Source organism: Paenibacillus sp. FSL K6-1122, assembly GCF_037977015.1.
Classification (GTDB): Bacteria; Bacillota; Bacilli; order Paenibacillales; family Paenibacillaceae; genus Paenibacillus; species Paenibacillus amylolyticus.
This window is the reverse complement of the sequence record NZ_CP150272.1, coordinates 1676934-1689512: the sequence shown is the minus strand read 5'-3', so window position 1 is coordinate 1689512 and position 12579 is coordinate 1676934. Positions and strand designations below refer to the sequence as shown.

Sequence of the window (12579 nt, the reverse complement as noted above, 5' to 3'; positions counted from 1 at the left end):
TTCTCAAATTTCTCGATTCCTTTTTTTAAGGGAAAAGTCCTGAGACAAGGACCGTGATAAATCCAGGTAACACCGCCAGCATAAACGGAAACTTCAATGTCTTCTCTTTGTTTACCAGCTTGAGCGAACCGAGCATAAAAAAACCTGCAAGACTACCTGCCATGCCTCGAATTCTCTTCGCTGAATCTTTACGGAATAGAAGTATCACTAGACCAATTGCGCCCGCGTACAAAACGGAGTAAATAATGACATGAATGCCAAAAGCAAGTCCCGTCCATGCGCCAATCCCACCAAACAATTTCACATCTCCTGCCCCTACGGCTCCAATCGCATACATCAGAAACAAAATGCCAAAACCTGCTGCAAATCCAGCGGCTGAAAACAAGAAACCATCCCAACCTCCCCATATGATATGGGCCAATACGCCAGCAACAGTCACGGGTAAAGTCAATCGATTTGGAATTTTCATTGAACGAATATCTGTAATAAAAGCTGCAATGACGTATATGCCACAGGCAATATAAAACCACTCCACCTCCATCATTCCCTTCCTTATTTTCTGGAGGCCACGGTAAACGTAGTCTCCGTCTTGGCACCGTCCCCTGTCTCGACAACAAAACTCCATGTTCCTTCTGTTGTCCGAGTACCAACAAACCAATTCCATTCAATAATTCCATTCTCATCTGCGGTGGCCCAGCCGATGTGCTTCGCAGAACTTTCACCTGACTTGTAAAATATCGTTAAGTTGGCTGTCGCTCCTGGTTCTACCTTCACCTTGATCGTTGCATTGTTGCCTATGTATGCCGGGTCAGGCTTCGACAATACCGTTGCTGAACCCGCAGTATCCCCGTCTCCTGCGCTGCCATCTGATCCTTCTCCGGTATCTCCAATCCATACCCGTTCTGCCGCAGCAGCCTGAATCCGAAGTGGTTTACTGAGAAAGGGGACTTTTATAGGCAATTCATAACTCAGTTCAAGTCGGAAGTATGGATTTGTTTTGTTTTTGAGATCTGGTATCGAAATACCATTCACATGAACACGTTCCATATTAAGCAGCGTTGGCTCGATAAAAGGTCGAAGCAGCGGTTTTACCGTGGGATCAAGTACGGTTTCCAAGACGGATGTTTTGATCTCCTGTAGTGGCTGTTCACCACTGGCCGCCGCTGAACGTACCCAATCACTTAAAGGCTCGGGTAGAGAAGAAGCATAACCTTCTGCCCATTCCGTCAGTGATAACTCTGGTATCTTCCAACCCCCTCCTGAACCTTCTCCGCCAGCAGAATCAGAAGGTGTGAATGCAAGGGAAACGGGATATATTTTCGTTGACAATTGCTTCACCGCTTCACCCGCCGTGCTCTGTAACGCTGTGGAGATTAGAGTCATTTGCACTATGAAGATGAGAAACATGATAAAGAATATAAAGACAGGTAACACCAGTGAAGCTTCCAGAACCATGCTACCCTGTTCCTTTTTTGGAGAACATATCTGCTTTTTGAGAGACTTCAAACGCTGCAATCTGATTATTCGTGTTAAACGAATCTGCTTTTGTGCGCTTTCTTTTTCATAATGTTGCTGCTTATCCATAATCCCTCCACCGAAACGATCCTGATCATTCAATAGGAATAATCCGCCTTCCGCTCAATGAAAAATCGTCCATCTTCAACTTGGTCCGCACTACCCATAACTGCACCTATGCTTCTAACCACCCCTGGTAAAAACCACAACTTGATGCTACTACGCATGTTACCCGAAGCATACGTCTGTTTCTCATCTGGATTCACACCGGTATTCAATCGAATTAGCGCCAGCATTCTGGACATTTTGCGTTCATTGTTGCTATGCATCAATAGGAACAATCGGAGATGGTCCCTGTACGTCAGTTTGACTTTGATATACTTGGACAATTCCCCACTGCCCTCTTTTGCTAGTTTCACCATATCCGCGATGGCGTTTGTAATCCCATATAAGATTGCCGCCGATAAAACCAGAAGTGGATTCCCCAGCTTGCTGTGCTCAATTAACCCTTCTGCCGTCCGAATAGCCAGCCGCATACCAAATATCTCCGCATATGCCGCAGCGATGTTACCCGAAGGATTATGAAACCCGTAAACGATATACTCCAGTTCCTGATTCTCCAGTTTGAAAACATCACCAGCATCTCCACTACCTTCAGTCCAGGTAAATAACTGGCCAAAATCCATGGAGTTGAAATAGGCTAAAGCATATTCATTCTGAAACAATTCGTCGCCAAGACTGTCCATCAGACCGGACATTCCGCCAAACAAACTGTCCATCCCCTTCATGGCATCGCCACCAGAGTCATAGGGATCTCCAGCAATCTCTGCCTTTTTGGCTTCCTCACGACTAGCCTCGTTAAAAGAAATATTAGCGTTGTAATATTCCTCCAACTGTTTGAAAGCGTCCATGGACCCTGAACTTCCATTCTGAATCTGCGACAAGATTCGTTTGACTTCCTTCAATTTCCCTTTGGATTCTTTGTCATTCGCTTTGCGCTGGGCATCCGACCCACGACCACTCTCCAGCTGCTGTTTACTCTGTTGGATGAGATTGGCAGGACCGCTACGTACATAGGTGTCCATATATCGTTCCGTAACCTGACTTGCCTGTCTGACCGCCGGTTTAATCGGAACACCGCTCATGGCCGTGACACTGCGAAGCTGTGTATTCAATTCCATGTTGTCTCTTCTGACGTTAGAGAAGTCCGAATTCTGGGAAACAACCCGTGCCTTCAATTGATCAAATAGGCTATCTGCCCTCACAAGCTCCGAAGCAAGAGAACGTGTGCTTTTAGCTTCACTGCCTGATCCAGTAGATGCAGGACTCGTTCCAGGCAAACTCGAGTTGCCCACGTTGTCATAGCTCGCATTCTGCGAACGGTTCTCCCCCTCCGCGATCACACGTTTCATTTCCTCATTAACTTTGCGCGCTTCTTCGATTTTGGACTGTGCTTCCTCCAGCTTTGTTTGATGGGCCTGTAACGCGGGCTGTATGATCATGCTGATGCCTGTCACCACATTACCAACACCAGTCCGATAACGAGCCAGTTCCAATATGTATTGTTGCTCTCTGAATGGCAGTCCCTCATCCGCCTGTTTCTTGTTCAGATAATCTGCATAACGTGCCGCTGCCTCGGCAGCTGTCTCTGGTGTATCTTCCAGCATCTCTTCATAGATGGCCTGTGAAGGCGGGTCCATGATCAACTTTGGAAGATTCTTCAGTTTCTCCGCGGATTCTGTCTGATTGGCAATGGCTTCATCCAGTAATTCTTCACGTTTGTCATATAACTTCTGTAATTTTTTCAGCAAGTCTACCGTGTGCGCGGCTTCCTTCATCTCGTCTGATATCGGTTTGAACCGATTGATCACTTCAAGGGTAAAATCAACCGGAGCCCGATACTTCATATCCTCCTGAATCTGGCGATTAAATATATCGTATCTGCCCAGTTCACGCTCCATGCTCAGCGAAGTTGTATCCCACTGGATATCCAGAATGGGAAATCCATCTTTTACAGCTGAAGGCTTTACGCTATCATTCAACACTTTAGCCATAATTGCATCCCCACTGCTGTCCCCATACCCGAATAAACCATACTCCCGGAGTGATGTGTCATAGGCTGACATGACGGATCTCATTGCAGCATGTGTCATTCGTTCGGTCTGCACTTTGAATGCCGCTATACGAGCGTAATCAATAAATATAGCTACAAACATATAGACTCCAGCCAATATTAATATCAAAAAAAGGGTTACGGCCCCCGACTCACCGTCTTTTTTTCTAAACAGCTCCGCCCTCCTCCTTTTCTCACTTTTTGCTTTTGCCAAAATGCTGCACAACCAGTCCGGCTTCTGCCGCTGTACTGGTCGCCGCACCGCCTTTCCCTTTAAACTTGGCTGCATAATACCGGATTAAATCTACCGTTCGAATGAATTCAACCGGTTCAACCACTGCGGACGATCCTTGAGTGAGGACACGGTTACCTGAATCGAACAAAAAAGAAGGAAGAGGCAAAGATATTACTTGTTCCAGCTTGGTTGTTACTTTCCGCTGAATCAGAGAATTCTGATACTCAATCGTTCCTTTCATAGCTGAGGGCATATGTTGCACCGCTTGTGCTAATTTCTGTTCCGAGAGATTGCCACCTTCACCACCAGGTATAGAGACGCTAACCTGATTATCCGCTCCCGCCCAGCCAAACAGTGCTCCAAGCATACGATCATCCGTCAGTCTCCAGTACAGATTGTCATGTTCTCCAACACCATATTCACCCGTCATCGCCTGTTTGTGGCTGTTGTCCCAGCTATAGGCTGCACGTTCCGAAGCTGCATAAGCATGTTGATTCAAGAATGTCTTTTGATACATGTACATGGTGAAAAAAAGCAATAACACAAGAATAAACAGCACAACAGGGAAGATCAGGGAAGCTTCAACGGTGAAGCTCCCTTCTTCCTTTTTGAACTTGTTATTCGAAGAATTCATTACTTTTATTACTCACATTAGTTAACAGTCTCTCTACCAACGTCTTAATTTGGTTTTTAAAAATCAAAGCAATAATGATAATAACCCCGATAATCAGAATCAGTTCCAACGTGCCGAGTCCGTCCTCTTCTTTCCAAAATGCGCTTACCTTGTTTTTTAACACTTCCATCATCCCAATTCCTCCTACATATTCATCATCATAAAAGCAGGTGCCCCGATCATGACCACAATCGTAAAAAAGATCAGTACCATTGGAAACACCAGTTTGGAAGAAGCCTGTTCTCCCTTCGCCCGACTGACAGCCTTGCGTTTCTCCCACAACACATGTGACAGATCCCGCAGCGCCAATACAAAGTCACCTCCCCCACGTCGGAAATTCAGCAGCACTGTTGTCGTAAAAATCGTCACTTCCTGTACGCCGCAGCGACGGCTGAACTGTTCAAATGATTGTTGAAAAGAGTAACCATTATTCCAATCCCCCACCGTCTTTCTGAGTTCGTTGTACAACGGATGATTCCGTTCTCCCTGGCTTGTCACACAGTGAACGATGGCACGTTGCACGGTTTCCCCTGCGCCAACCAGCAGTACAATTCGGTTCAGTAGCTCAGGCAGTTCCATAAGAATATCCTGGTCTCTTCGCTGCACCTTTGTATTGAGGTCTTTGTAGAGCGCAAAAGGCAACGCTGCACCAAGCGCGAGCCCACCCACCATACCTCCGATGCCCATATCTCCAACGAGTGATAACAGGCAGCCCACCAGCAGCATGAGCCACGTGTAGGTCAACATCTCGGCGCAATACAGCATCGTTTTCTCTCCACTGTGCTGTATGCCGTACATTTTCAGAATGGCATGTTGCATTCGAAACATGAGCACTGGCAATCTGCGTCCAATCTCGAACTTGTCCAATATAAACAGGAAGGGACCATGCAATTTTTTCAGTCGTAATCCTTCCATATCCAGCTTGCGCAGATGCCGGTAGGTCTGCCCCCGGGTTCGATCCAGCACCAGCCATCCCGCTCCGAGCATCCCTGCGACTATAACGGGAAGCAGCATCGTTTCAGCTCCTTATACTTTGATATCCATAATGCGATTAATCCACAGATAACAGCAGGCGAGTACTACCAATGCTCCACTAGAGATGAGGTAACCCATCCCGCTATATAACGGCTCCATAAAGTCCTTGGCGGTCAGATTGAGGAATATCAGAAAAATAAATGGAGCGGCAAACATCACCTTTGATTCGAACTTTTTCTGCGATACCGCGACCATAATATCCTGCTGAATATCCAGCTTCTCACCAATCACCGCAGAGGTACGACGCACAACCTCAACCAGATCCCCGCCAGTCCGTTTGCACGTAATGAACACATCTGCAAAGTTCGTAATATCTTCAATCTGCGCCCGATCCGAAAAATCCTGTAGTGCCTCTTCAATTGTTTGTCCATACTCCATCCGTGTCCGCAATATCGTGAACTCACGAATCAGATCGGTATCCGCTTCCGGGTTCAACATCCGCAGATCCTCTACGGATTCCTTGAATCCATTTTCCACCGATTTTCCTGAGGCAAGTGCCGAAGATAATGCATATAATGCTTGCTTAAAATGTAAACTGAGTGTCATTCTTTTTCGTTCCAACAGCACTTTAGTCCAATGTTTTGGTACCCATATGCAACCCGCAGCTAGGATCGCTCCAGCCAACCAGTGATGGTAGAACAGAATTCCGATGCCAAAAAACAGCAGACCGCTAATCAGCATACAGACCATTCGTTGTCTCCGGGAAAGCGTATATACGGTGTAATCCGTCAACATCTGTCTGGCTTCACCCAACAGTAATCACCTTCCAATGGCTTTAATTCACGTTGTTATCTGATGAATCTAATTCAACACTATATTGTTCTATGTATTCATCCAGCCATTCCCCGAGCCCAGCCATCTGAATTTTATCCACCTGATTCAACTTTCCAACTTGCACTAACCCGCCAATAATTTTGCCTTCACGCTCTTCTTGTTCCTGGAAACGAAACAGTGGATTCAGCATAACCTCACCGTCCTGCATGCCAATCACTTCACTAATCTCTGTCACCCGCCGTGAACGATCTCGTAGCCGGGACAGATGTACAAAAATATCGATTGCTGAACTAATCTGCTGCCTTACAACCGCAATAGGAAGATCGGCACCGCTAAGCACCATCGTTTCGAGTCTGCTAATCATGTCCGAGATGGTATTCGCGTGCCCTGTAGACAAAGATCCATCATGGCCAGTGTTCATGGCCTGTAACATATCCAGCGCTTCTGCGCCCCTGACTTCCCCAATCACAATCCGGTTCGGACGCATCCGTAAGGAAGATTTGATCAGATCCCGAATAGATATCTGTCCCTTGCCTTCGGTGTTTGCATTCCGCGTTTCCAGTGATACCAGATTTGGTACCGTAACTATCTGTAGCTCAGCCGAATCCTCAATGGTAATAATCCGTTCATCGGCAGGGATAAACTGGGATAATGCATTCAGAAAGGTCGTTTTTCCCGATCCGGTCCCGCCTCCAATGAAGATGTTGTATTTGCTCCTTACCAACTGCTGCAATAATTCTGCCGCTTCTTCATGCAGGGCTCCCTTTTCAATCAGATCGGACATCTTCATCGGTTCACTGGGAAATTTACGAATCGTCATCGTGGGGCCTTTCAAGGCAATAGGAGGCAACACGATATTGACCCGCGAACCATCCTTTAAACGGGCATCTACGATTGGAGAAGACTCATTCACAATCCGGTTTACCCCGGACACAATCATCTGGATGATATCCTCGAGCCGTTCCCTTGACTCAAATTCAAGGGTGATCTGGCTGACTTCACCTTCCTGCTCCACAAAAATCTCCTTGTGACTATTGATCATAATTTCCGTAATATCGGGATGATCCACAAGTGGCTGCAAAATATCCAATCCACGAAAGGAGTCAAACAATCGCTGTACCAGCGTGTGACGCTCTCCTGAGGTCAGATCATCCAGCTTCGGGTCAGTAAGAACTTTGCGTTCTATTCCCTGCCACAGTTCATCATCTCCTGCGGAAGAGGTTAGATCGAGGCCAGCCCTGACTTCCCTTCGCATCATCTGAAACTGTTCTTCACGATCCAGTATTCTATTGGATGAATCCGTCATAACGCCCACCGATCCTGCTTCTGAATTCGTCCCGTCTGCTTCAATTCTTCTTCGCCATCTTGTACCAGCATGGCACATAATCTCTTCACTTCACGTTGGAAGATCGGAGAACTAAGCATGACTTCCTCCTGACTGAGTTGCTTCCAAGAAGGGATATAGGGTAACACTGCATCCAGATGCAGATCAGGGCGTGGAAGTGCATTGACGACATTGTCCCGATATTTGTTAACCACAAAGCGTGAACGATCCAACATACTTTCGTATAGATCTGGCTTCGTACGCTCAGCATGCTGTAACCATTGTCCCCATCGATGCATGGCAGATATATCATCCTCAACCAACCAGACAAATGCATCTGCTGCATCCAGCACCCCTTCACTGCGCCCATCCCAACCGGAATCCCCATCCAGAATCAACACGTCATACTGTCCACAATCCGTTAAATAACGAAGCAGATTCGACGTATCCTCACGAGTCATTTGCAACAGTTCTTTCCGATTTGATAATGGCCAGAACACATCGGATTTCAGCGCTTCATGCCGGACCACATATCCATCTACGCCCTTCGATTGTACCTGTAACTGCTTACCGGATTCCTTCCTGCCCACCTTCAGATCGTATAACAAGCGGGACAATCCCGTCTCCGCATCCGGGTGGCGCTGCCCACTTCTAGTTAGTCCCTTTTCCAGAAACGGGAGCGTGCTGTCCAGCGTCTCCAGATTAAGATAAAGAACAGCATATCCTGCAAGTCCCAATTGCTTCGCCATATGCAAGGCCACTGCCGTTTTGCCACTTCCACCAGAAGCGGATACTACACCGATGGAGAGAGTCTCTTGCCCTGGATGGTGAACCTTCTTACGGCGTGGCTGCCGGCAAGCATGCATCACAGCATCCAGCAAAGCAGGCAAGGGTTGATATTTCATCAGCCGCTTGGCCTCATCCACCTCCTCCATCCCTTCACTAAGCATTAGCCAAGGTACACCTGATACTTCTCCCCCGTTATTCAGCCAGTCATTCAGAAACTCCGGTTCCGCAATAACCAGATCCGGTAATTCTCGACCTTCTTGCTCTTTCATGTGATCCCTGAACGAATCCTCTTGGGAGAATGCCGTGAAACGCACATGAAGACCAGATGAATTTCCCTGTACATAATCAAGCCAAGCGCTAATGTAATCTCTATCCTTTGAAACCAGAGCAACCTTCAGTACAATCAATTTTTCCTTCCCTCCTTGTCAAAAAGCACAAAAAAGCACCGTCCAATAACCGCATGAATATGCAGTATATGGACGGTGCTTCCGTCACGTGCTATGAATGTATGGATAATATAGCATACAATTTCTGGGGGAGCAAGGGATTTATTCTAACCCTTTTTCCTTAAGAGTTGTACGGTGAATCGAACTCAATAATGTTACGGTCCGGATCAAGTACAAAAATCTGCGAATCCAGCTACACTGTCAGGTCTCGCTTCATACTCAATTCCCTGCTGCTCCAGCCAGGCTATAGTCTCTGAATAACTGGTGACCCAGATCGCAAAGTGACCGTCTGTAGTATCAATCCCAGCCTCACGTAACGTGTGACCCTCTGGGTGCTGAAGCAGATGAAGCTGCTGGCTGCCGATAGCGTACCATGTACCCGTGGAGCGGAAGGCTGGACGTTCAATCTCCTGCATGCCCAGTAACCCCGAGTAGAACTTCTTCGCGATTTCCAGATCACGTACAGCCAGACTAACATGGTGGATGTGTGCATATTCAATCATCTTTTATATCCCCCTCTCTACTTCAATATGACTATACTATAACACCTTGAACCCTGACCATAATCTCCGCTAAACAGAAAAACACCCCTGATTCTAATCCGGTAAACCTCTCGGCTCACACAGATCTAGTTCAGAGGTGCCCTGCAAACGGGCATACAAGGATGCTCGCTTACCGCTTTAAATCATCTTCAGCACATTTGGCATAACCAAATTATTTTGCGCTATCCAATGCTTCTTGTGGAATCTTGATCTCTTCCACTTGATCGTGGTTAGAAAATGTACTGTTCATCTTCATCTCCATCGTCATTTTCTGTCCATTCTGTTCCATCTCCATGACCATGTTTACATCCGTACCTGCAGGCAGATAGGTTTCCTTGTTAATCATATATTTCATCTTCATGCTTGTAATATTCATTTGTTCAAGCATCGCTTGGGTCTGGGCATTCGATCCGTTTTGCTCCATCACGGCTTTGGCCAGTTCCTTTACGTTATCACCGGATACATTAGCGTTAATGACATAATTGTCGCCATCTTCTGTAACTTCGGTGTCTTCCTCAATCTTTTTGAACTGATCCAATTCACCTTCTGGATTCATGCTTGCTTTCATCTGCTCCACCAATTCTTTGGTTTGAGCTTCAGGAATTTTAACCCATTGTTCTCCCACTTGTGAATAGATCGTATCTGAAGTGATGTATTGTTTTACATTCTGCGCTTCCTGCCCAGACATTTCCATTTTCATCTCTTGGTAGATCATCATTGGATCTTTGATGATATCCATTTTGAGCGATGTTTTAACCTGTTGATCCTGTGACTGTTCACCAGCATCCAGTTTCAGATTCTGATCAATGTTTGCTTCAGTTGTGAAGCTTTTCATTTCTTTGGTTGCTGCATTCGTTTTGGTAATCAACTCATCCAGGGTAGGGATCTTTGTTTCCTGCTCCGCAGGTGTATTACCCTCGTTAGATGTTTCATTGTTGGTCGCTGGCGGCGTTGCCGTGTTGTCTGTGTCGTTTCCGCATGCTGCCAAGCTTACTGCTAATAATGCCCCGATAATTAATGTAGTCCACTTCTTCAAGTTGTTTTCCTCCCAAAATAGATATGATCTGTAGTCATTACCCAATTATTTCCGCTATTAATCATCAAATTTGGATACAATGTGTCGCACGAGACTTTTTCACAGAAATCGATCTTTGATCTCCGGTGTAGGCAACATACACGCTTCATCCTTGCCAAACCAGCGATAACGGTTGCGAGCAACCCAGTTATAGACTGCATTACGAATAAATTTCGGTATCATGATGAACACATATAACAACGGATAAGGAAACTTTAGACCCTTAGCCAATCGCAGTGCGGCGGTTGAACGTGTATAGTATTTTCCATTTTCAATCAGCACAAAGGTGTCCATACTATCTGTCGACAAATTGCCTTTCTTCATCAATTCCTTGGCTACATCCGATTGAAGCGATGCAAAATGATATTTTCCTTCCGGGTCACGCTTGATAATCCATTTGGTTAAGCCCTGGCAGAAGTGACAGACACCATCCACCAGTACGATCGGATGTCCCTGATGCACATCTGTTTGATTTGCTGTCATATTGGCTGCCTCCTATTGTTGCGGTTAGAGTAACTTACCCAATCTGGGCCTTCTTGTTCACTAATTCTAAATTTATTTCTAGAGGTAGTTCAAAAAGACTGAACACCGCTCTTTTTGAACACGCATAAATGGGAAATATAAAGAAAAAGAGCGCAGGCATTGTGCCCACGCTCGTATCTGTCCGACAATTATTCCGTAACTGCCTTTTCCATCCATTGGTCATCGATCATCTGTTGATGCAGGTCACTTGCCCACTGGTCCATACATTTGCAAATGAAATCTTTGCGACATACTGGACAAGGGGTTTTCTGCAGACGGCTGATATTGGTCATCTTCCATTCCGGTGAACGGGTGTAGAATACACGGCATTTTGTACCGTCTACCAAATTCATTTTGAATTCATACAATCCGTCTTCCTTGTTACCATAAGCTAATTCTAAATCTGCAATACGCGGTCTATAAGACATGGATATCACCTGTTTAATTCAAATTTGGTTCATGCAATGACACTACTCAGTACTAAGTTATATTAAAGAAAATTCAGATCAATGTCAACTCGCGCATGTCTACCCGCCAAACAGAATATCCAGAATCGTCCCTACCTGTCCCTGTTTTTTCCCTTTCAAGACATCCGGATCAAATACTTCAACATACCCGCAGGAAGCACAAGCCACGAACAGGTAGTGATTATGCTGTATATCAAACATCTTACTCAGGCCTGCTCCTGACATGGAAACTTCCTTAATGTTACAATCCGTGCCCCTGCATTTTGTACACACAAATCGCCGCTCGATCATCTCTTCAATACTCATCTTCGTTCCCCCTTTATGGAATGTGTAGCATGAAGTGAGAGTGCAATTATGTAAAATAGTACGCGATCTGGCATCTAATCTCCTGCATCATGTCCTTATATGATAATCAACACAAAACCCTGCCGATTGCCAGCAGGGCTTTGTAGTCGAACATCAGGTATCTGGGATAACCTGCTCTATATGTTCCCTTTACTTACCAGGAGTCAAATCTTAAACTACGTTTAATACAACATCAATGTTGCCGCGTGTTGCTTTGGAATATGGACAGAAATCATGCGCCTTGCGGGCCAGTTCTTCTGCTTGACTGTGATCTACACCAGGCATGCTAACGTCCAGACGAACAGACAGCTGAAAACCGTCATCCGCAGGGTCTTTACCAATGGATACGTTACTTGTAACGACCACATCCTCCAATTTCACACCTGCTTTGCGTGCTACATTGGCAAGGGCACTTTCATAACATGCTCCATATCCAGCGGCAAAAAGTTGCTCAGGGTTAGTACCTTCACCACCGGAGCCACCAAGCTCTTTTGGCATTTTCAGATCATGCTTAAGCACGCCATCCGAAGAAGTCACCGAACCTGTACGTCCACCTTTAACTGTCGCTACTGCTGTATATAAAGCTTCCATTCAGAATCTCTCCCTTATCCATATAGTTTTTTACTGCCTTCCTTTCAATTTAAACTTCTGGCTCATTTTGAAACGCAATTTTGTATCTTTATCAGCTTTTACAACTTTATTATTTTCATGCATTTCAATGCCA

14 protein-coding genes and 1 pseudogene are annotated in these 12579 nt (G+C 45.8%); all 15 read right to left on the bottom strand.

Annotation, left to right across the window (positions count from 1 at the left end):
• Positions 1 to 25 precede the first annotated feature (25 nt).
• The gene (locus tag NSQ20_RS07415) at positions 26 to 541 is read right to left on the bottom strand and encodes a prepilin peptidase (protein WP_036669090.1); all 516 of its coding nucleotides are present in this window, start codon (positions 539 to 541) and stop codon (positions 26 to 28) included.
• Between the two features lie 11 nt (positions 542 to 552).
• Positions 553 to 1617, bottom strand: a complete 1065-nt coding sequence (locus NSQ20_RS07410) for a pilus assembly protein (RefSeq protein ID WP_327196769.1) — start codon at positions 1615 to 1617, stop codon at positions 553 to 555.
• Positions 1614 to 3731 carry a hypothetical protein gene (locus tag NSQ20_RS07405; RefSeq protein WP_340032191.1) on the bottom strand — a complete coding sequence of 706 codons (2118 nt, stop codon included), beginning with the start codon at positions 3729 to 3731 and terminating at the stop codon, positions 1614 to 1616. Before NSQ20_RS07405 ends, NSQ20_RS07410 begins: the two co-directional genes overlap by 4 nt.
• A 91-nt stretch (positions 3732 to 3822) precedes the next feature.
• Positions 3823 to 4497, bottom strand: a complete 675-nt coding sequence (locus NSQ20_RS07400; protein WP_036669088.1) for a TadE/TadG family type IV pilus assembly protein — start codon at positions 4495 to 4497, stop codon at positions 3823 to 3825.
• Entirely contained in the window at positions 4481 to 4669 is a 189-nt protein-coding gene (locus tag NSQ20_RS07395) for a Flp1 family type IVb pilin (RefSeq protein ID WP_036669085.1), read from the bottom strand. The genes NSQ20_RS07400 and NSQ20_RS07395 overlap by 17 nt, the downstream gene beginning before the upstream one ends.
• Positions 4670 to 4680: 11 nt before the next feature.
• Complete coding sequence (locus tag NSQ20_RS07390) at positions 4681 to 5550, bottom strand: type II secretion system F family protein (protein ID WP_051449624.1); 870 nt, start codon at positions 5548 to 5550, stop codon at positions 4681 to 4683.
• 12 nt (positions 5551 to 5562) lie between these two features.
• The gene (locus tag NSQ20_RS07385; protein WP_340033006.1) at positions 5563 to 6306 is read right to left on the bottom strand and encodes a type II secretion system F family protein; all 744 of its coding nucleotides are present in this window, start codon (positions 6304 to 6306) and stop codon (positions 5563 to 5565) included.
• Positions 6307 to 6346: 40 nt separating this feature from the next.
• The gene (locus NSQ20_RS07380; RefSeq protein WP_036669082.1) at positions 6347 to 7651 is read right to left on the bottom strand and encodes an ATPase, T2SS/T4P/T4SS family; all 1305 of its coding nucleotides are present in this window, start codon (positions 7649 to 7651) and stop codon (positions 6347 to 6349) included.
• Entirely contained in the window at positions 7648 to 8865 is a 1218-nt protein-coding gene (locus NSQ20_RS07375) for a hypothetical protein (RefSeq protein WP_051449623.1), read from the bottom strand. Before NSQ20_RS07375 ends, NSQ20_RS07380 begins: the two co-directional genes overlap by 4 nt.
• 160 nt (positions 8866 to 9025) lie before the next feature.
• Positions 9026 to 9407 (bottom strand): annotated as a pseudogene (locus NSQ20_RS07370) (VOC family protein).
• Between the two features lie 211 nt (positions 9408 to 9618).
• Complete coding sequence (locus NSQ20_RS07365; protein WP_340032190.1) at positions 9619 to 10482, bottom strand: DUF6612 family protein; 864 nt, start codon at positions 10480 to 10482, stop codon at positions 9619 to 9621.
• Positions 10483 to 10581: 99 nt separating this feature from the next.
• Positions 10582 to 11004 (bottom strand): thiol-disulfide oxidoreductase DCC family protein, encoded by a 423-nt coding sequence (locus NSQ20_RS07360; protein ID WP_036669079.1) that lies wholly within the window; start codon positions 11002 to 11004, stop codon positions 10582 to 10584.
• 188 nt (positions 11005 to 11192) lie between these two features.
• Positions 11193 to 11471, bottom strand: coding sequence for a hypothetical protein (locus NSQ20_RS07355; RefSeq protein ID WP_036610814.1), 279 nt, complete (start codon positions 11469 to 11471; stop codon positions 11193 to 11195).
• Positions 11472 to 11570: 99 nt separating this feature from the next.
• Positions 11571 to 11816, bottom strand: a complete 246-nt coding sequence (locus tag NSQ20_RS07350; protein WP_036610816.1) for a zinc ribbon domain-containing protein — start codon at positions 11814 to 11816, stop codon at positions 11571 to 11573.
• A gap of 210 nt (positions 11817 to 12026) precedes the next feature.
• Entirely contained in the window at positions 12027 to 12446 is a 420-nt protein-coding gene (locus tag NSQ20_RS07345) for an organic hydroperoxide resistance protein (protein ID WP_036610819.1), read from the bottom strand.
• Positions 12447 to 12579 lie beyond the last annotated feature (133 nt).

Excerpts from the sequence above, each read along its gene's own strand:
- NSQ20_RS07415 (WP_036669090.1), bottom strand. The coding sequence starts at position 541 with ATGGAGGTGGAGTGGTTTTATATTGCCTGTGGCATATACGTCATTGCA.
- NSQ20_RS07405 (WP_340032191.1), bottom strand. The coding sequence starts at position 3,731 with ATGTTTGTAGCTATATTTATTGATTACGCTCGTATAGCGGCATTCAAA.
- NSQ20_RS07400 (WP_036669088.1), bottom strand. The coding sequence starts at position 4,497 with ATGAATTCTTCGAATAACAAGTTCAAAAAGGAAGAAGGGAGCTTCACC.
- NSQ20_RS07395 (WP_036669085.1), bottom strand. The coding sequence starts at position 4,669 with ATGATGGAAGTGTTAAAAAACAAGGTAAGCGCATTTTGGAAAGAAGAG.
- NSQ20_RS07390 (WP_051449624.1), bottom strand. The coding sequence starts at position 5,550 with ATGCTGCTTCCCGTTATAGTCGCAGGGATGCTCGGAGCGGGATGGCTG.
- NSQ20_RS07385 (WP_340033006.1), bottom strand. The coding sequence starts at position 6,306 with ATGTTGACGGATTACACCGTATATACGCTTTCCCGGAGACAACGAATG.
- NSQ20_RS07380 (WP_036669082.1), bottom strand. The coding sequence starts at position 7,651 with ATGACGGATTCATCCAATAGAATACTGGATCGTGAAGAACAGTTTCAG.
- NSQ20_RS07360 (WP_036669079.1), bottom strand. The coding sequence starts at position 11,004 with ATGACAGCAAATCAAACAGATGTGCATCAGGGACATCCGATCGTACTG.
- NSQ20_RS07355 (WP_036610814.1), bottom strand. The coding sequence starts at position 11,471 with ATGTCTTATAGACCGCGTATTGCAGATTTAGAATTAGCTTATGGTAAC.
- NSQ20_RS07350 (WP_036610816.1), bottom strand. The coding sequence starts at position 11,816 with ATGAGTATTGAAGAGATGATCGAGCGGCGATTTGTGTGTACAAAATGC.
- NSQ20_RS07345 (WP_036610819.1), bottom strand. The coding sequence starts at position 12,446 with ATGGAAGCTTTATATACAGCAGTAGCGACAGTTAAAGGTGGACGTACA.